The following is a 17952-nucleotide window of genomic DNA, read 5'->3' as shown; positions in this document are numbered from 1 at the left end:
TGTATGACTTTATTTGAGTTTCTTCAATTCAGATGTTATGGCTGTTATTAGTGATTTTATTTCGTTATTAAGTGTTTCTCTATATTTAATAACATCTTGGGTCATCGTTAATTTTATAGACAAAAGATTTCTTATTCTTCTATTGTTAAGTATTTGTGAGTAATCGTTTTTTGACTCGTTTTCTATATTAATTTCAGGGACGTTAGATTTTATTAAGGGAACAAAGTTTAAATCATTTTCGACAATAGCATCAATCCGAATTTGTTGTACATTCAATCTATCTTCTATCATATTATCCAATTCTTTTAAATCGGCTTCAAAATTTGCGAATTTCTCTTTAAGTCTTAGGTTTCTAATAAGACTAAGTTTGTTAGTGAATTTTAGGTTATTGTAAATATTTAGTATAGGAAGGTCGCTTTCTAAGTTCCATAAAGCATCATTAAAAATAGAGTCTGAAATTATTGTTATTTCAGCGTTTTGAGAGGTGTAATTTATGTTAAGAACAAGAAGTAAGGATGTTTTTAACTGTTTTTCATTTAATATTAATAATTCTGAGTGCTTTTTTGCCAGAACTAAATTCTCTTGCAGACTTTTTAGAATAACTTTTTCTTCGTTATGGTTTTTTCTAACCTCATTCCAGTTATTAATTTGTAATGCAATAAGAATACCTATAACTACCAAAACAATTTCTCCAAATGCATATTTTAAATATCTATTGGTATTGCCTTCGTTGATAAGAGATCTACGGATATTTCTAAAAAGTTTTAGCATTTATTTTTTTAAAAGGAGTAACTTATTGTAAGTTAGTGTATTATTCTTACGTTTTGTTACACTTTACTAAAAAATTAAAAAACTAAAGGCAATATCCATTTAAAAAGAATTATAAGCAATATTACAGAAATAAGGTTTAAAACAATACCCGCTTTAGCCATATCTTTTACCTTAACAAAACCACTAGCAAAAACTATTGCGTTTGGTGGTGTTGCCATGGGAAGCATAAAAGCGCAGCTGCTGGCGATGGTAACAGGAATAAGTAAATAAAGCATTGGAATATCCAAACCGATAGCAATACCGGCAACCACTGGAGCAAGGACTGCCGTTAACGCAACATTGCTCATCAGTTCTGTCATAAAAAGCATCAGAATGATAAGCAGGGAAGCCATTACCAGAATACTTATATTACTCGTAGCAATGGTATTTGCAACTATATCTACGATTCCGGTTGCTGACATACCTTTTGCTAATGCCAATCCGCCACCAAATAAAATGAGTATTCCCCAAGCCAGTTTTTCAGTGTCACTCCAATTTAGTATAAATTCACCTTGTTTTAAATTATATGGAATAGCAAATAGCGCAATGGCTCCAAACATGCTAATCATGGTGTCCGAAAGTTCTAAAGAAGGAATTAAAGAGTTTATCAAGCTTCTAAAAATCCATAGGGAAACCGTTATGGCAAATATGGTAAGTACTTGTTTTTCTCTGGGATTTGTTTTACCTAGTTTTTTCAGCTCCTTATCAATAAAATCTTTTTCTGTATTAAACTTTAAGTTATGACATGGAAAAAACACATTAACCATTATCAAATAGATAATACTTATGAGTATGATAGAAAAAGGTAAACCAATAATCATCCATTTTAAAAAGGAAATTTCGATGTTATATTCGTTTTCAAGTAAACCTATTAAAACAGAATTTGGCGGTGTTCCAATAACAGTGGCTATACCCCCTGCATTTGCAGAAAAGGCGATGCCTAGCATCACACTTAAAGCAAAATTTTTATCATTTTTTGTATATCCATCCCGATCATTTATTAAGAGGTGAATAACCGAAAGTGCGATGGGTAACATCACGACAGTACTGGCTGTATTACTAATCCACATGCTCATAAATCCGGTTGCAATCATAAACCCTAGTATGACACGGTTTGGGGTGGAACCTGTTTTATTTATAATCGTTAACGCAATACGTTTATGAAGGTTTACTTTTTCGAGAGCTAATGCTAATACAAATCCACCAAAAAATAAAAAGATAATCGGACTCCCATAATTAGCCCCAACATCGGCCAGTGGCATGATTTTGAATAAAGGGAAGATAAGCAAAGGAAGGAGTGCTGTAACCGAAATAGATACAGCTTCAGTAATCCACCAACAGATCATCCAAATTGCTGTTGCTATGACATAATTGGCATGTTCGGAAATCGAATGAATTGAAATAATATTAAAACATATAAACAGTAATGGACCAAGTATAAGTCCTATGCGTTTCGATATTGGGTGGTGTGGCATAATTGAGTTTTTTTACAAAAAAAAAGCGGTCAATAATAATAAGGATATAATTAGTAAGTGCTTTAAAGTTAAACATTTTTTAATTTTAGGGTGGGCGGAATTTTAATATTATTTTTGTGCTATGAGTAAACCATTAACAGAACAAGATTTGCATAATTTAGCTATGAATCACGTTGGAAAAGACCTTGAGCAGCGTGGTTTTGAATTTATAGCGGTAAATAGTAAACTTAAAAAGTATCCCCAATTTGTGTGTATTGATAAAAATAGCCAGTATTATTTTGTTATAGTTCGAGCGGTTATTTTACCAGATAACCCGAACAATTACGATGTGGTTTGGATGGAAACCTTTAAAGAGCATGCACGCGAAAAAAATGCGAAAGTCTTATATGCTGGTGTAGGTATAGGTAATGTTGAAGGTGAAAAAATGCCTATTTATCTAAATCAGGAATATTTAATGGAATATAATGGCATTCAGGTTATTGAAACAAATCTTAATTAAATGAAATTCTTTTTAGCGTCCATTATAGCAGCACTCTTTTTGTCTTGCACCACGCCCGTTAAAAACACAAAACTACGAGGGGCTGTTTTTGGTACGACTTATTCAGTTTTATACGATTCAGAAGTAAATTATCAGCCTCAATTTGATAGTTTGTTTTCAGTAATCAATAAGTCGATGTCAACCTATATATCTACTTCTGATATTTCTAAAATTAATCGAAATGAAGATAGTTTGGTCGATGCGCATTTTAAAACCGTTTTTAATGCTTCAAAAATAATCTATGAACAAACTCATGGCGCCTTCGATCCAACTATTGGAGCTTTAGTTAATGCCTGGGATTTTGGTCCTGAAGGGAAAATAGTAAATCTCGACAGTCTTAAAATAGATAGTTTAATGCTCTCGGTTGGTTTTCATAAAGCAAAACTAGAAGACACTACTTTATATAAGCCTAAGGGAACTTATATAGATTTTAATGCCATAGCCAAGGGGTATGGTGTAGATGTTATTGGCCAGTTTTTAGAAAGCAAACAAATAACGAATTATTTGGTAGAAATAGGAGGGGAAATTCGAACTCGAGGAACAAACATTGAAAAGCAGCTGCCTTGGAAAGTAGGAGTAGAGCAGCCTCATTTTGATGGCTCACAGTCGATCTTAAAGGCAATTACCTTAAAGGATGAAGCAATGGCAACTTCTGGAACTTACCGAAAGTTTAAAGTTGATGATAAGGGGAATAAATACGCACATATTATTAATACTAAAACGGGGTATCCGAGTAAAACAAATTTGCTAAGTGTTTCGGTGATTGCAGAAGATTGTATGACAGCCGATGCGTACGCGACAGCTTTTAAAGCGATGGGTATCGATAATATAAAATCATTTTTAGCGTCCCACCCAGAGCTAAAAGTGTTCTTAATTTTTGAAAATAACAATCATGAATTTGAAACTTTAAGTTTAAATGGTTTTCCAGAGAAGTAATTATTTTCTAACCACTGGAATAATTTCACCTTTAGCCAAAGCGTAAGTTTCAATGTTGTTTTCAGAGAAACTCGAAGTGTAATCTACTTCTTCCACAATAAACCCTATTTCTCGTAATTTATTAAAGTAGTCCCGGCCATAAACACGCACATGATCGTATTGACCGAAAATTTCAGCACGTTCCTTTTTGTCGGTTATGCTATTGTCTTCAAAAGTAAATTCACGACTTAAATCCTGCGGAATTTGAAAAACTCCCCAACCACCAGGTTTCATAACCCGATATAATTCCTGCATGGCTTTGGTGTCGTCAGGGATGTGTTCCAATACGTGATTACATAATATGACATCGAATTCATCATCCTTAAATGGTAAATCACAAATATCAGCTTTAACATCGGCAATAGGCGATAGTAAATCAGTAGTAGTATAGTCTAAATTTTTTAAATTTTTAAAGCGTTTTAAAAAGCATTGTTCCGGTGCAAAATGAAGCACTTTCAAAGGAGTTTTAAAGAACTTAGTTTCGTTTTTAAGATATAACCATAACAACCGATGGCGTTCTAAACTTAAGGTTGATGGCGATAATACATTATTACGTTGAGCGCCGTAGCCATAAGGTAAAAAGGTTTTAAAACCTTTACCATCAATAGGGTCTATATATTTATTTCCTTTTAGAAAAAAAGCAAAAACAGGGCGAATAATATAACTTAACCTAATTAATATTGGCCTAGGAATAATATTCAGAATTATTTTAAAAAGGGTTTTCAAATGTACTTAGGCTTCAACTAAACTATTATTAAGAATTAAATTAGAAATACTATCCCAAAGCGCAATGCGATGTTCTAAGGCTTGTTTTGCTGTAGCTAAAACGTCTTCCCATTTTTGAGCGTCTTCCTGACATAATTCTTCAATCATTTTTAAAGATAATGGACCATGTTCATCGCCATCTAATTCAATATGTCGCTTTAAATAGTAGGTTAATTTACTGTACGTATTGTCTGCTGTTTTCGATTGATTTATAATTTGAAAAAACATATCGGGAATCACATCTTCACGCCCAAAAGTGAAAGCCGATGCAATAACATGTGGTTTTTTGGTGTCGATAACATCAAATGAAAACTGTATAAAGTTTAAGGTTTCTGATTCAAGATTGGCCTTCAAGCCTGCTTCAGTGATAGAAAGTCCTTGTTTTATGAAATCAATAAATGTGTTGATTTGTTTTGTACTTGCTCCAACCTGTAACATGGCATCTAAGTACATTTCGTAATGGCTTTTAGGTACCCCTAATTCGTTTACATCACTTTCTTCTCCTAATACAATTTCATTAATAAATCTCGATGTAGAAGGATTTACAGCAGGTACCCAAGGAAGGCGGGTTGTGGTTAATTGATTTTGAAGCGATTTTAATAGCGACATGAAATCCCAAACGGCAAAAACATGTTGCTCCATAAAGGTCTTCACATCGTTTATGCTATTTAGTGTGCTATATAACTTATGATTGTTTAATTGAGCTGTTAAAGGTTCTAGCTCTTGTTCTATACGTTCAATTTGGGTCATGTTAAAGAACTAATGCGTTTTGTCTAAACTCGTCTTCTTCGTTTGATGAAATACCAAGAGCATCATAGATGTAAGCAAATGTTGATAGTAATTCTGGTTTGCCATCAACTAAGGCCACATCATGCTCAAAATGTGCGCTTGGTTTATTATCTAAAGTGGTAATGGTCCAACCGTCGTTATGTTGCCTAATACGCTGTGTTCCCATGTTAATCATAGGTTCTATAGCAACAACCATACCTTCAACAAATTTTTTACCACGACCTCTTTTTCCGTAATTAGGCATTTCAGGATCTTCGTGCATTTTTCTTCCTAATCCGTGTCCTACCAATTCACGAACCACACCATAACCATGATCTTCGCAATATTTTTGAATAGCAAAACCTACGTCGCCAACACGATTGTTTTTTTTGAATTCTCGAATACCGATATAAAGTGATTCTTTTGTAACCTGAAGTAATTTTTCGGTTTCTGCATCGATTTCTCCAACTGGAAACGTGTAAGCATGATCCCCGTAAAATCCATTTTTTAAAGCGCCGCAATCTATAGAAATAATATCGCCTTCTTTTAAAGGATCGTTATTAGGAATACCGTGAACTACCTGCGAATTTGGACTCATGCAAAGGGTGTTTGGGAAATCATATAAGCCTAAAAATCCCGGTACAGCACCTTGGTCTCTAATGCATTCTTCTGCAATCTTATCAAGTTGTAAAGTAGTTACGCCTGGTTTGATGGCTTTGGCTACTTCACCTAAAGTTTTCGATACAATTAAGGCACTCTCGCGCATTAATTCAATTTCTTCTCTGGTTTTAATCTGAATCATGTGTCAAAAAAAATATGGGCAAAGATACTTAAAATAGTGGGAACGCCTTTATATAGCTTTAATAATTAAAAGGAGTTTTTTTATTTAAAAAGCTTAAAGAAACCTTTCCTTTTTTCTAGATTTTGAAGTTTCTTGTTAGTAAGCAATTGAAAAATTTCACTCCAGCCTGGAAAACCACCAATTTTTCTATCATCTATAAATATATCGCCAAGAATTTTACGACTCGATTCCAGATTGAATATGTTTTCAGGATAGTTTTTGTTTACAGCATAAAACGTAATTCCTTATAATGTACAAATATCAACGGCTTCATCTAATTTTCACCATGCCTGTAAGTCCATAAAATAAGCCGATGTCCTTTGTTTTGAAGTAATTTTAAAGTTTCAAAAGCAAAAAGCATCGGCTTTCCTATATCTGGGTAAGCATCTTCAACTATAGTGCCATCAAAATTGATAGCGCTAATAAGTCGAAGATTAAAATTCATTGGAATTATACACCTATCATTAAAAACAAAATGTACAATTTACCTTTTGAAATTTATACCAATGGATGTTGTGTCATGGCAGCAGGCTGCTCAACACCAATTAATTTTAAAATCGTTGGAGCAACATCTCCTAAAATACCATCTTTAATTGATTTTAAATCGTTGTCAATTAAAACAACTGGAACAGGGTTTGTGGTGTGCGCTGTGTTCGGCGTGCCGTCTGGATTAATCATGGTTTCACAGTTTCCATGGTCGGCAATTAATAGGGTGGTATAACCGTTATCAAGTGCCGTGGTAACAACATCTTTAACGCATTCATCAACGGCTTCACAAGCTTTAATGGCAGCTTCCATAACTCCGGTATGTCCCACCATATCGCCGTTTGCAAAATTTAAACATACAAAGTCTACGTCTCCTTTTTCTAATTCAGGAACTAAGGCATCTCGCAACTCGTAAGCACTCATTTCTGGTTGTAAATCGTAGGTTGCTACTTTAGGAGAATTTCTTAAAATGCGTGTTTCACCGTCAAATTCTTTTTCTTGTCCCCCTGAGAAGAAAAAGGTCACGTGGGGATATTTTTCAGTTTCAGCAATACGTATTTGTTTCTTTCCGTTTTTTGCTAAAACTTCACCTAATGTATCGGTTAAATTATCTTTATTGAAAATTACATTGACGTTTTTATAGGTGTCGTCGTAATTTGTCAGTGTAACGTAATGCAAGTTTAATTTATGCATATTCTGTTCATGGAAGTCGGTTTGCGATAATGCTTCGGTTAACTCGCGACCACGATCGGTTCTAAAGTTAAAGAAGATAACAACATCTCCATCTTTTATTTTTGCAACAGGTTCGCCTTGGGACTCTGTCATTATAATCGGCTTGATGAATTCATCGGTAACATCATTGTTGTAATTTTTTTGAACGCTGTCGGTTACGTTAGTAGATTTCTCACCAATACCGTTAACCATAGCGTCGTAAGCCAACTTAACACGTTCCCAACGTTTATCTCTATCCATTGCATAGTATCTACCGGTTACCGTAGCAAGTTTCGCTTTTGATTTTTCAAGATGAGATTCTAATTCGGTTAAAAATCCGTAACCTGATTTAGGATCGACATCACGGCCATCGGTAAATGCGTGAATGTAGGTGTGTTCTAAACCATATTCGTCGGCCGCGTTGATTAATCCAAAAAGATGATTAATATGTGAATGTACGCCTCCGTCACTTAGTAATCCCAAAAAGTGAACATCTTTATTGTTCGTTTTTGCGTAATCAAAGGCATCAACCAAGACTTTTTCAGTATTTAAAGTTTTATTTTCAACTGCTAAATTAACTTTTACTAAATCCTGATATACAATTCGACCAGCACCAAGATTCATATGGCCTACTTCGCTGTTTCCCATTTGTCCTTCGGGTAAACCTACATGTAAACCATCGGTTCGTAAAGTGGCATATGGGTATTTTGTGTATAATGAATCTATAAAAGGTGTATTGGCATTGTCGATTGCAGAAACTTTAGGATCTGGAGAGTTTCCCCAGCCATCAAGTATCATTAAGATAACTTTTTTGTTCATGGTTTGTTTATTTTTTACAGCTTCCAAATATACTGAAGTTTGTTAAAAAATGAATGGCTAAAGCTTTTAAAACAACTTTAAATATTCCTTTTTAAAGGATATTTAAAAATTTCAGATTACGTTAAAGAAATGTGAATGATATGTTAAAATCAATTAATAAAACAATTTAAATGTAACATATGTTACAAAGTGTCGTCTATTAAGTAAATCAAAAAACAAATCATTAATCAAATCAAAATTCTTTCATCATGAAAAAAACAATCATTTTATCCGCTATCGCTTTATGCTTTTCAATTGTGTCAGTAAATGCTACTAGTACAGAGTCTAATGTTACTCCGAACAAAGTAGAAGCCTATTTAAAAGTTAATTCATTCTGTGTATCCATTGCTAAAGGCGATATTGTTACCGTTAAAAAGTTAATAGCTAGAGGTGAGGATGTCAATCAAAAATCGAATGGTATGACGCCAGCGATGTATGCGGCGAAATACAACCGTGTTGAAATTTTACAACTATTAATATCTGAAGGTGCTAATTTAAAATCTAAATGCCCTAAAGGTTATACAGCAAAAAAATATGCCGAATTACATGGAGCTAAAGACGCCGAAAAAGTAATTGACATGGCATTATCCAAAAAATAATTATAACACTTAATTATTTGGGTTAGTCGCAAAAAAAGCTCTGGGTAACCAGAGCTTTTTTTTATTTGAGTAAAGGTTTATACATTATGTGGTGCAGACCAATATCTTTAATCTCGAATGGAGCTCCAATAATTTTAAAATTATTCTTTTTATAAAAATTTAAAGCTATCTCGCGCGCATTGCACCAAACTACTGTGGTTTCTAAGTTTTTTAAGAAGGTATTTCCATGCTCTACTAATAATTTTCCCAGACCTTTACCTTGAAATGGTTCTAACACGGCCATGCCACGAAGTTGGTATTGCTCTTCATTAGAAAGTAATTTACAGTTGTTCTTAAAATAGGAAACTACACCAACCAAAGTGTTGTTGTTGTAAATTCCAAAATGAAAGGTTGTCGTTTGGTCGTCTCCATCAAAATGGCATGTTTCAACAGGTCTACCTGGTCTTAAAACAGGATGCCTTACGGCAATAGTTTCAGAAGCATTAATAGTTTTAATAGGATAGTTGAGTTTTTTAGACATAATAATCTTCGAATAGCATCTTCAAACTTAATTAAAATTGAATTTAAAAAAGTGCTGTTTAGAGCAATTTTTAAGAAATTAACGAAACTAAGCGGTGGGTTATGTGGTTAATAATAGTGTTGAATTATAAATAAATTCAAAAGACCTTTGTAAAGTTAAGCTGAGCCTAATGGTTTAGTGAACATCTGTATTGATATGAAAGAAATAGGCTTCAAAAGGGAAAAATTAATTACTTCTATGTTAAAATAAATAACTAATAAGCGCTTTCAGAATCAATGCTTTAAAATATGAGCTTGTTATTTTTAAAAAAAGTTGCATTTTTTTCTTGTAAAATAACAATGCGTTTTTATATATTTGCAACCGCAATGCGGGAGTAGCTCAGTTGGTAGAGCGTCAGCCTTCCAAGCTGAATGTCGCCGGTTCGAACCCGGTCTCCCGCTCAAAATAAAAGCCTCATCGGTGTCCTGACGAGGCTTTTTTTTATTCTCAAAATTAAAGGGAGAGTTTTAATTTTTTAAGTGTTAATCAAAAATATAATAATCTTCCCAAAGAAGCTTCACATTTGTGAAGCTTCTTTTATTTAAGGTCGTTTAAGTTAGATCCTGGGGCTATTTCATATGGCTTTTGATCTTTTTTGAAAATTCGAGCGGTTAAATTTCCTCTTAAAATAATGGCGTCTTCCTGTACATGTAACCAACTGCCTTCTCTTAAGCCAACCACTGGTTGTGGATTAAATCCGTGAAATTCTTTAATTCTAGTTTCACGAGTTTCTCCCATATGTTTGCTATTGGAGTCTGGGTCTAAGTAATGCGGGTTTAAATTAAAGGGAACCAAAGCCAGTGCATTAAAACTTGGCGGATATACAATAGGCATATCATTAGTAGTTCTAATCGTTAAACCACATATGTTACTTCCAGCACTTGTTCCTAAATATGGAGTGCCGTTTATTACAGCTGTTCGAATGGCTTCAATAAGGTTGTTTTTATAAAGCTGGCTTGTTAGTACAAATGTGTTGCCGCCTCCTACAAAAATAGCATCGGCGTGCTTAATAGCTTCAATTGGGTTTTCAAATTCATGAACGCCTCTAACGGTTTTATTGATTTGGCTAAAGGCCTTTTTTGCTGTAGCAGTGTATTCGTCGTGCGATATACTTCCAGGTCGGGCGTACGGAATAAATAAAATAGTTTGAGCAGTACTAAAGAAAGTGTCAAGTTCTTTCATTATATACTCCAGATAACCACTACCGTGAACTGTTGAGGTGCTGGCAATTATTATATTTTTCATTTCAGTCATTTTTATATTGAATCGGAATACCTTTGGAATTTAAGTAACTAACATAAAAACGGTCGGGTGAGTGTCCTTGTTATGTTAGGCAAAACTACATAAAATATTCTGTTGGATTTCGTAGTAAGTTTCATGCTAAAGTATTATTTTTAAGAGACCATAATGTTTTTACTGTTATGGGAGGAGATTAAACGTTATCCTTAAAATTAATGTTTTGTCTTAATGAACCGAAAAAATCTAAAGTCATGAAAAAACTCTTATTATTTGTCTTTGTAGCAATAAATTATGCGGTCCAAGCTCAGGATTTTAAACGGCTTGAAGTCCAAGGTAAGATTATTGTTGAAAGTTCAGATGTTTACGGAATAACCATATTTAATGCCTCCTCGAATAAAGGTGTGATTTCCGATGAAAAAGGAGAGTTTACTTTAGAAGTACGTTTAAATGATGTTATTGAAGTAAGTGCTTTGCAATTTCAGAATTTGCAATTTCAAGTGAATGAAGCTATTATGTCTTCGTTAAAAATGAAAATCTTTTTAATTGAAGAAATAAACAAACTAGATGAGATAATTATTTTGCCTAATAAATTATCCGGCAATCTTAAAACCGATATAGAGGCTACTAAAAACTTCTCTCCGAAATTGGATGCGTTATATTTTGGAATTAAACATCAGGATGAGTTTAGTTTTGAGCGTGATTACAAATCTTCAGCAGAAAACATTGCGACCCCTACCCAGCACATTACCATGGTAAATGGTTTAAATATTGTAAATGTGGTGGATCAGTTATTACTGCCTTTATTTCGTTCAAAAACTCCTGAGAAGGAAGAAAAAGGCATTCCGGAAGTACCTATTGAGTCTGTTAAATATTATTTCAGTTCGACTTTTTTAACCGATAACTTTAACATTCCTGAACATCGCGTGGAAGAATTTATTCATTATGTCCAAGCCAGCGATTTCGATTATTCTTTACTAAGCTACGGCAAAGAAATGGAGTTTTTAGAGCATTTGCATGATAAAAGTGTGGAGTTTTTAGCGACAAAATAGAGTTAAAGATCTTTTTAACAAAAGTTTACCTTCGTTTTTAAATTTATTTAAGAGTTGCTGAGCGTTATTTATAATTTAAAAATTATTGATGCCCACACTTTCAAATTTAGCTTGCTTTTATTTTTTGATTTTATCATACTTTGGATATGCGCAGGTAGTAGAATTGTCGGGTGTGGTAACGAGTTTTGAGGAAGTAGAAAATATTCATGTTATTAATAAAACCGAAAATATTTATGCTATAACCAATGCTAAGGGCGAGTTTAAAATTAAGGCCAAATTGAAAGATACGCTTGTGTTTTCATCTGTTCAACATTTAGAAAAACGAGTGGTTGTAGACCATCAATTGATACTGTTTAAAGCGCTAAGGGTGCTGTTGGACGAAAAGGTTAATCAATTGGATGAAGTTGTGGTAGGAAAGGTGTTGACAGGAAATTTATTTTCGGATATAGAAAATGTTGAAGGGAAACCACCTATTAATTTTTACGATGTTGGCATTCCCGGATATACAGGAAGAATAAAAACTCAAAGTGAACGAAGGCTAAGTCAAGCTGGCGATTTTAAACCTAGAATGCTACCGGGTATGCTTTTAGGAGGAGGTTCTTTAGATCCTTTATTAAACGCCATTACAGGAAGAACAAAAATGCTTAAAACTCGCGTGGACCACGAGGAACGCGATAAACTCATGCGAAAAATAAAATCCCGATTGGCATTAGATTTTTTTATATCTAACCCACTTGACGAGGCTTACCGAATGGAATTTTTATATTTCTGTGCTGATGACCCCGATTTTCTCAAGCTTTGTAAAAATCAAACCGATTTTGAAATACTTCTATTTTTAAGAGCAAAATACAGAGCGTACCTGGAAAATAGAAATGAAACAAAAAACTAATTTGGAATACTTTTTGAATTCATATAAAAACGTACTTTCGCAATTTATAATACATAGCAAATGAAAGGTTTAAAACTATCACTCTTAGCACTAGTATTAACGTGCGTCGCTTTTACCGGACTACACAAATATTATGTAAGTGTAACACAAATAGAATATGTAGAGGAAAAAGAGTCGGTGCAAATAATTTCAAGAATTTTTATAGATGATTTTGAGAAATTGTTAAGAGAGCGTTACGATAAAAATATTACTCTTGCGGGAGAGGATGAACCGAATTCGGTTGATGCCTATGTAGAAAAGTATTTGAAAGAAAAACTGGTTATTAAAATTAACGATGAACCTGCAACGCTTAATTTTATCGGTAAATCTTATGATGTAGATCTTGTTAAATGTTATCTTGAAATTGAGCATGTAAAATCAATACAAAATATAGATATTAAGAACGAGTTGTTGTTTGATGTGTTTAATGATCAACAAAATATCGTAAAAACAAAAATAAATTCGAAACAAAAAAGCGTCATATTATTTCCACAAAAGTCGAGTGTATTGTTAAAGTTTAACTAAATAATCGGTTGAAATTTTATAATTTACTACGTTTTGGCGTTTTTTGTGATAATAAGTCAATGATTTGTTATCAAAAGACCAATTCATTTAAAAATTAACAGTAATCAAATGGTAAAAATTAAGTATTATTTACTGTCCGTACTTTTTATTTCAGCAACAGTATTTGCTCAAGAAGTTGAAAAACAGGATATTAAAAAAGGTCATACAAATACTAATAAATTCAGACAGTTGTATGATGAGTTTTCAACCCCTAATATGTACAGATCGGCATCTGGAGCACCAGGGAAAGCATATTATCAACAACAAGCCGATTATAAAATGGATATCGTATTAGACGATAAAAACCAAAAAATTTCGGGGTATGAAACGATAACTTATACCAATAATTCACCAGATGATTTAAAATATCTATGGGTGCAGTTAGATCAGAACATGAGAGCGAAAGACTCAAAAACACCGCTTATCGAAGGTTCTGGGGTATCTGATGTTATGCGTCCTTCGCAGTTTGTATCAACGTTTATGAAAGAGCGTTTTGATGGTGGATTTAATATTGAAGAAGTATCTGATACAAGCGGAGATCCATTACCACATATGATTAACAGAACCATGATGCGTATTGAATTACCTGAAGTTTTAAAATCAGGTGATAAATTTTCGTTCAATGTAAAATGGTGGTACAATATAAACGACCATGTTGATGGACGCGGACGTTCAGGATACGAGTACTTCCCAAAGGATGGTAATAGAACATACATTATAGCGCAATTTTTTCCAAGAATGGCGGTTTATAATGACGTTGAAGGCTGGCAGAATACACAATTCTGGGGACGTGAGGAATTTGCTTTACCATTTGGAGATTACGAAGTTAACATTACAGTTCCAGCGGATCATATCTTAGATGGTACAGGGCGATTAATGAATCGTAAAGACGTGTTCTCTAAGAAAATGATGGAGCGTTATGAGCAAGCAAAGAAATCATACGATAAGCCTGTGGTTATTGTTACTCAAGAAGAAGCAACAGCCAAAGAAAGTCAGTTTTCAGAGGAAACAAAAACATGGAAATTAAAAGCAGAAAATGTTCGCGATTTCGCATTTGCTACATCTAGAAAATACATCTGGGACATGATGGCCGTGAAAATTGGAGATCGTGATGTTATGGCAGTATCATTATATGCTAAAGAAGGAAACCCATTATGGGGCGATTGGTCTACAAAAGTAGTTGGAAGCACTCTGGAATCTTATTCAAGAATGACATTCGACTATCCATATCATAAAGCTATTTCGGTACACGCTAAAGAGCAGGGTATGGAGTATCCTATGATTTGTTGGAACTACGGACGACCTGAAGAAGATGGTACGTACAGCGACCGTGTAAAATACGGCATGATGGGAGTAATTACCCATGAGGTAGGACACAATTTCTTCCCAATGATCGTAAACAGTGATGAGCGTCAATGGACTTGGATGGATGAAGGATTAAATACGTTTGTTCAATATGTGGCAGAACAGGATTTTGGTAAAAAATATCCAGAAGCCTTATCGCCAGGACATGACCATTTTCCATCGGATCGCGGTCCTGCAAAAATGATTGTACCTTATATGGGGGGAGACCAAAATTTCATTGCGCCTATTATGAGTAAAGGTATTAATGTGTATCAGTTTGGTAACAATGCTTACGGTAAGCCAGCTACGGCATTAAATATCTTGAGAGAAACCGTTATGGGGCCAGAATTGTTTGATTATGCCTTTAGAGAGTACGCTCAGCGTTGGATGTTTAAACACCCGACCCCAGAAGATTTCTTTAGAACCATGGAAGATGCTTCGGCATTCGATTTGGATTGGTACTGGAGAGGATGGTTTTACACCACCGATTGGGTTGATATAGGTATTAAAGACGTTAAAAAATACTTTGTATCATCTAAACCTAACAAATACATAAAAGATTATTTAGCAAAAACGGGACGTTCTGTAAATAATTTAGTGCCTTTAGTATTTATGGTGGAAGAAGGCAGTGAGGACTACTCTGAAGATTTAAGAGATGGTACTGTTGTTGAAAATTCTACATCTTTAAATGAGTACTTAATGGATAATTTTACCCCAGAAGAACGTAAAAATATTAAAGAGCCAAAGTACTTTTATAATATCACATTTGAAAAGCCAGGAGGTTTAGTTATGCCAATTATTGCAAAATATACCTATGCTGATGGCACATCGGAAACAGTAACTTATCCTGCTCAAATTTGGAGACTTAATGATAACGAAGTAAGTAAAGCTATTGCCTCTGATAAGGAAATTGTAAGTATCGAAATTGATCCTAAAGAAGAAACAGCCGATGTTGATACAACAAACAATATATGGCCTAAAAAAGAAGTAAAAACAGAATTTGATCAGTTTAAACAAAAGATTAAATCATAAATTTAGAAAAAACCAACGCAAACGCGTTGGTTTTTTTTTAACGAAACTCTTAACATATTTTACCTCAATAATATTTTTTAATCTGCCAAACAACTCACTATATTTGTAACGTGATACAACAAGCAACATTTTTATTTATAAGCGGGGCAGAAATAGCATTTATTTTATTTATTGCTATTATGGTTTTTGGAGCCGATAAGCTTCCTGAAATTGCACGTGGTTTAGGTAAAGGAATGCGTACCATAAAAAACGCAACCAACGATATTAAACACGAAATAACCAAAGGCGCCGAAAATAGTGGCATCGATACTTCTATGGTTTCCGACATTAAAAAGGAAATAGACAGTGTAAAAGATGATGTTGAAGATTTTGCTGGTTCGGTAAAGCGCCAAAAGTAACATCCAATAACGTTTTTTACTTTCACTAATTTCGAAAAATTCAATTAATTTTCTGGATTTTGTTAAAAAGGTATTTTCCATTTTTCAAATTTTGGATTTCCATTTTGCATGGATTCTAACTTTAATTTTAATTTGTGTTTATTTTGTTACTATAAAATATTACATTAGGGTAAGAAATACTTATGCAAACCCTTTTCTACATAATATCAATACTCCTTATTGTAGCTGCCTTACTACCTTTAAGTAAAAATCAGCATTGGCTCGTGAGAGGTGTTGATTTTATGAAATTTCATTTGTTTGTTTTAATTAGCGTAACGATTCTTTTTGGAATGTTTTTGCTTAAGGAATCCCATTATGTAAGCGTTTTAATTATTCTTTTAATTTTAGTAAATAGCTACCTTACCACACATTTTTTGCCTTACACCGTGCTGTATAAAAAGCATAAACCTTCATTTCAGAAAAAATCAAAACCTATTTCTTTAATTGCTTTTAATGTGTATCAGTTTAATAAAAATTATAACGGTTTAATTGATTTGGTAAATCAGGTTGCCCCAGATATTTTATTAACTATGGAGACTGATAAAGCCTGGGAGCATGGTATGAAACCCATTGAAAGGCTTTACGCAAATCATCATAATATTCCGCTTTCCAATACTTACGGCATGCATTTTTACACGAATTTAAAAGTAGTACAGATTAAAACGAATTACTTCGTGTCGGAAGATATCCCTAGTATTGAAGCATTTTTAGAAACTGAAGAAGGTTATCGATTTCATTTTTTTGGAGTACATCCGCCACCACCAAGTCCAACAGAAGAACCAACATCCAAAGAACGCGACGGCGAACTTATGAGCATAGCGAAACGCATCAGGCAGTTAGAAGGTTCGGTTGTGGTTTCGGGAGATTTTAATCAAGTAACATGGGGATATACAAATCGATTGTTTCAAAAGGCGTCTCAACTTATTGATGTTCGAAAAGGACGTGGTTTTGTAACAACATTTCACGCTAAATACAAATGGTTTAGAATTCCTTTAGATCAAATTTTTCATTCGCCCGACATTATGGTCGATACATTTAAAACGTTAAAACATATAGGCTCGGATCATTTGCCATTATATTGCCGGTTTTCAATAACCAGTAACAAGGAAATTTTAAAAAATAATGATATTGAACCGATAGATACTACCGAAAAAACTGAAATGAACAGGATGATTAAAAAGGGTAAAAAAGAAACAGGTGATAGAGGTATTAATACTCCATAAGGTACGTGTTCACTATTACTTTTTCCTACTAATCGTTAGCCCATCTCTAATGGGTAATAAAACGGTTTCAATTCTTGGATCCTCTTTTAAAAGCGTGTTGTATTCCAGTACAATTTTAGTTGAGTGATCTTTTGGGTCTAAAGGCTCAACCACTTTACCATGCCACAAGACGTTGTCTGAAATGATGATGCCTCCCGGGTTTAATTTATCGATAATCAAATGAAAGTAATTCACATAATTAGGCTTATCGGCATCAATAAAAACCAAATCAAAAGTTTTATTCAGTGACGGAATTATATCGATAGCACTGCCTAAATGCTGAAAAATTTGATGGCCGTACGCCGATTTATCAAAATATTTACGCTGAAAATCAACCAATTCCTCATTAACATCAATGGTATGTACTTCACCATCATTTTGAACGCCTTCTGCCAGACAAAGCGTGGCATACCCTGTAAATGTGCCTAATTCTAAAATATTTCTAGGACGAACTAGTTTTGAAATCATACTTAGTACACGACCTTGGTAAGGCCCGCTAAGCATAATGGGTTGCAATATTTTTTGGTAGGTTTCACGAGTGAGCTGTTGCAATAATTCCGGTTCGTTTTCAGAATGTGCAACGACGTAATCATCTAAATCTTCAGGTAAAAAATACATATGGGTGTGCTTTTAAAACAGATTGCAAAAATAGGATATTTTAAATGAAAATGCAGTTTAATAACCGTATTTGCAGTTCGCCCGAATATCCTTT

The 17952-nt window shown here is 33.9% G+C and carries 18 protein-coding genes, 1 tRNA gene and 1 pseudogene; 10 read left to right on the top strand and 10 right to left on the bottom strand.

Annotated features, from left to right (window positions below):
- Window positions 1-9 precede the first annotated feature (9 nt).
- A complete protein-coding gene (locus ICJ83_RS09740; protein WP_188230192.1) occupies window positions 10-771 on the bottom strand; it encodes a DUF6090 family protein in 762 nt (253 codons plus the stop codon).
- Window positions 772-845: 74 nt separating this feature from the next.
- Complete coding sequence (locus ICJ83_RS09735; protein WP_188230191.1) at window positions 846-2285, bottom strand: SLC13 family permease; 1440 nt, start codon at window positions 2283-2285, stop codon at window positions 846-848.
- Between the two features lie 121 nt (window positions 2286-2406).
- Here ICJ83_RS09735 and ICJ83_RS09730 point away from each other — a divergent pair, with 121 nt between their 5' ends.
- A complete protein-coding gene (locus ICJ83_RS09730; RefSeq protein ID WP_188230190.1) occupies window positions 2407-2784 on the top strand; it encodes a Na(+)-translocating NADH-quinone reductase subunit F in 378 nt (125 codons plus the stop codon).
- Entirely contained in the window at window positions 2785-3759 is a 975-nt protein-coding gene (locus ICJ83_RS09725) for an FAD:protein FMN transferase (protein WP_188230189.1), read from the top strand.
- On the opposite strand, the gene ICJ83_RS09720 is transcribed toward ICJ83_RS09725, so the two are convergent.
- The 5 genes and pseudogenes from ICJ83_RS09720 to gpmI form a co-directional block, all read right to left on the bottom strand.
- Window positions 3760-4524, bottom strand: a complete 765-nt coding sequence (locus ICJ83_RS09720) for a class I SAM-dependent methyltransferase (RefSeq protein WP_188230188.1) — start codon at window positions 4522-4524, stop codon at window positions 3760-3762. It lies immediately after the preceding gene.
- A 6-nt stretch (window positions 4525-4530) separates the two neighbouring features.
- On the bottom strand, window positions 4531-5313 hold the full coding sequence (locus tag ICJ83_RS09715; protein ID WP_188230187.1) for a DUF3050 domain-containing protein: 783 nt from the start codon (window positions 5311-5313) through the stop codon (window positions 4531-4533).
- 1 nt (window position 5314) lies between these two features.
- Complete coding sequence (gene map / locus ICJ83_RS09710; RefSeq protein ID WP_188230186.1) at window positions 5315-6133, bottom strand: type I methionyl aminopeptidase; 819 nt, start codon at window positions 6131-6133, stop codon at window positions 5315-5317.
- Between the two features lie 80 nt (window positions 6134-6213).
- Window positions 6214-6617 (bottom strand): annotated as a pseudogene (locus ICJ83_RS09705) (BT0820 family HAD-type phosphatase).
- 53 nt (window positions 6618-6670) lie between these two features.
- The gene (gene gpmI / locus ICJ83_RS09700) at window positions 6671-8188 is read right to left on the bottom strand and encodes a 2,3-bisphosphoglycerate-independent phosphoglycerate mutase (protein ID WP_188230185.1); all 1518 of its coding nucleotides are present in this window, start codon (window positions 8186-8188) and stop codon (window positions 6671-6673) included.
- 248 nt (window positions 8189-8436) lie between these two features.
- On the opposite strand from gpmI, the gene ICJ83_RS09695 reads away from it, so the two are divergent.
- Window positions 8437-8826, top strand: a complete 390-nt coding sequence (locus ICJ83_RS09695; protein WP_188230184.1) for an ankyrin repeat domain-containing protein — start codon at window positions 8437-8439, stop codon at window positions 8824-8826.
- Between the two features lie 61 nt (window positions 8827-8887).
- Here ICJ83_RS09695 and ICJ83_RS09690 read toward each other — a convergent pair whose 3' ends face one another.
- Complete coding sequence (locus ICJ83_RS09690; RefSeq protein WP_188230183.1) at window positions 8888-9346, bottom strand: GNAT family N-acetyltransferase; 459 nt, start codon at window positions 9344-9346, stop codon at window positions 8888-8890.
- A 367-nt stretch (window positions 9347-9713) separates the two neighbouring features.
- Between ICJ83_RS09690 and ICJ83_RS09685 the strand changes: the two genes are divergently transcribed.
- A tRNA-Gly gene (locus ICJ83_RS09685) sits at window positions 9714-9786 on the top strand.
- A gap of 136 nt (window positions 9787-9922) precedes the next feature.
- Here ICJ83_RS09685 and pepE read toward each other — a convergent pair.
- Window positions 9923-10630: a dipeptidase PepE gene (gene pepE / locus ICJ83_RS09680; protein WP_188230182.1), complete on the bottom strand. Its 708-nt coding sequence runs from the start codon at window positions 10628-10630 to the stop codon at window positions 9923-9925.
- A 245-nt stretch (window positions 10631-10875) separates the two neighbouring features.
- Between pepE and ICJ83_RS09675 the strand changes: the two genes are divergently transcribed.
- The 6 genes from ICJ83_RS09675 (at window position 10876) to ICJ83_RS09650 (ending at window position 17201) form a co-directional block, all read left to right on the top strand.
- Window positions 10876-11673 (top strand): carboxypeptidase-like regulatory domain-containing protein, encoded by a 798-nt coding sequence (locus tag ICJ83_RS09675; RefSeq protein ID WP_188230181.1) that lies wholly within the window; start codon window positions 10876-10878, stop codon window positions 11671-11673.
- A gap of 88 nt (window positions 11674-11761) precedes the next feature.
- Window positions 11762-12562 carry a carboxypeptidase-like regulatory domain-containing protein gene (locus ICJ83_RS09670; protein ID WP_188230180.1) on the top strand — a complete coding sequence of 267 codons (801 nt, stop codon included), beginning with the start codon at window positions 11762-11764 and terminating at the stop codon, window positions 12560-12562.
- Between the two features lie 60 nt (window positions 12563-12622).
- Window positions 12623-13126: a DUF6702 family protein gene (locus tag ICJ83_RS09665; RefSeq protein ID WP_188230179.1), complete on the top strand. Its 504-nt coding sequence runs from the start codon at window positions 12623-12625 to the stop codon at window positions 13124-13126.
- A 108-nt stretch (window positions 13127-13234) separates the two neighbouring features.
- A complete protein-coding gene (locus ICJ83_RS09660) occupies window positions 13235-15541 on the top strand; it encodes a M1 family metallopeptidase (RefSeq protein ID WP_188230178.1) in 2307 nt (768 codons plus the stop codon).
- A 110-nt stretch (window positions 15542-15651) separates the two neighbouring features.
- A complete protein-coding gene (locus ICJ83_RS09655; RefSeq protein ID WP_188230177.1) occupies window positions 15652-15939 on the top strand; it encodes a Sec-independent protein translocase subunit TatA/TatB in 288 nt (95 codons plus the stop codon).
- 182 nt (window positions 15940-16121) lie between these two features.
- Complete coding sequence (locus ICJ83_RS09650; protein ID WP_188230176.1) at window positions 16122-17201, top strand: endonuclease/exonuclease/phosphatase family protein; 1080 nt, start codon at window positions 16122-16124, stop codon at window positions 17199-17201.
- Window positions 17202-17216: 15 nt separating this feature from the next.
- Here the strand turns inward: ICJ83_RS09650 and ICJ83_RS09645 are convergent, their stop codons facing one another.
- A complete protein-coding gene (locus ICJ83_RS09645; protein ID WP_188230175.1) occupies window positions 17217-17858 on the bottom strand; it encodes an O-methyltransferase in 642 nt (213 codons plus the stop codon).
- Window positions 17859-17952: the final 94 nt, after the last annotated feature.

The organism is Aestuariibaculum sediminum, assembly GCF_014596945.1.
Classification (GTDB): domain Bacteria; phylum Bacteroidota; class Bacteroidia; order Flavobacteriales; family Flavobacteriaceae; genus Aestuariibaculum; species Aestuariibaculum sediminum.
Note: the sequence above shows the minus strand (reverse complement) of the source record. Positions and strands in the feature narration are given on the sequence as shown.

Excerpts from the sequence above, each read along its gene's own strand:
- ICJ83_RS09670 (WP_188230180.1), top strand. The coding sequence starts at position 11,762 with ATGCCCACACTTTCAAATTTAGCTTGCTTTTATTTTTTGATTTTATCA.
- ICJ83_RS09730 (WP_188230190.1), top strand. The coding sequence starts at position 2,407 with ATGAGTAAACCATTAACAGAACAAGATTTGCATAATTTAGCTATGAAT.
- ICJ83_RS09690 (WP_188230183.1), bottom strand. The coding sequence starts at position 9,346 with ATGTCTAAAAAACTCAACTATCCTATTAAAACTATTAATGCTTCTGAA.
- gpmI (WP_188230185.1), bottom strand. The coding sequence starts at position 8,188 with ATGAACAAAAAAGTTATCTTAATGATACTTGATGGCTGGGGAAACTCT.
- ICJ83_RS09650 (WP_188230176.1), top strand. The coding sequence starts at position 16,122 with ATGCAAACCCTTTTCTACATAATATCAATACTCCTTATTGTAGCTGCC.
- map (WP_188230186.1), bottom strand. The coding sequence starts at position 6,133 with ATGATTCAGATTAAAACCAGAGAAGAAATTGAATTAATGCGCGAGAGT.
- ICJ83_RS09645 (WP_188230175.1), bottom strand. The coding sequence starts at position 17,858 with ATGTATTTTTTACCTGAAGATTTAGATGATTACGTCGTTGCACATTCT.
- ICJ83_RS09665 (WP_188230179.1), top strand. The coding sequence starts at position 12,623 with ATGAAAGGTTTAAAACTATCACTCTTAGCACTAGTATTAACGTGCGTC.
- ICJ83_RS09715 (WP_188230187.1), bottom strand. The coding sequence starts at position 5,313 with ATGACCCAAATTGAACGTATAGAACAAGAGCTAGAACCTTTAACAGCT.
- ICJ83_RS09675 (WP_188230181.1), top strand. The coding sequence starts at position 10,876 with ATGAAAAAACTCTTATTATTTGTCTTTGTAGCAATAAATTATGCGGTC.
- ICJ83_RS09725 (WP_188230189.1), top strand. The coding sequence starts at position 2,785 with ATGAAATTCTTTTTAGCGTCCATTATAGCAGCACTCTTTTTGTCTTGC.
- pepE (WP_188230182.1), bottom strand. The coding sequence starts at position 10,630 with ATGAAAAATATAATAATTGCCAGCACCTCAACAGTTCACGGTAGTGGT.
- ICJ83_RS09660 (WP_188230178.1), top strand. The coding sequence starts at position 13,235 with ATGGTAAAAATTAAGTATTATTTACTGTCCGTACTTTTTATTTCAGCA.
- ICJ83_RS09740 (WP_188230192.1), bottom strand. The coding sequence starts at position 771 with ATGCTAAAACTTTTTAGAAATATCCGTAGATCTCTTATCAACGAAGGC.
- ICJ83_RS09695 (WP_188230184.1), top strand. The coding sequence starts at position 8,437 with ATGAAAAAAACAATCATTTTATCCGCTATCGCTTTATGCTTTTCAATT.
- ICJ83_RS09735 (WP_188230191.1), bottom strand. The coding sequence starts at position 2,285 with ATGCCACACCACCCAATATCGAAACGCATAGGACTTATACTTGGTCCA.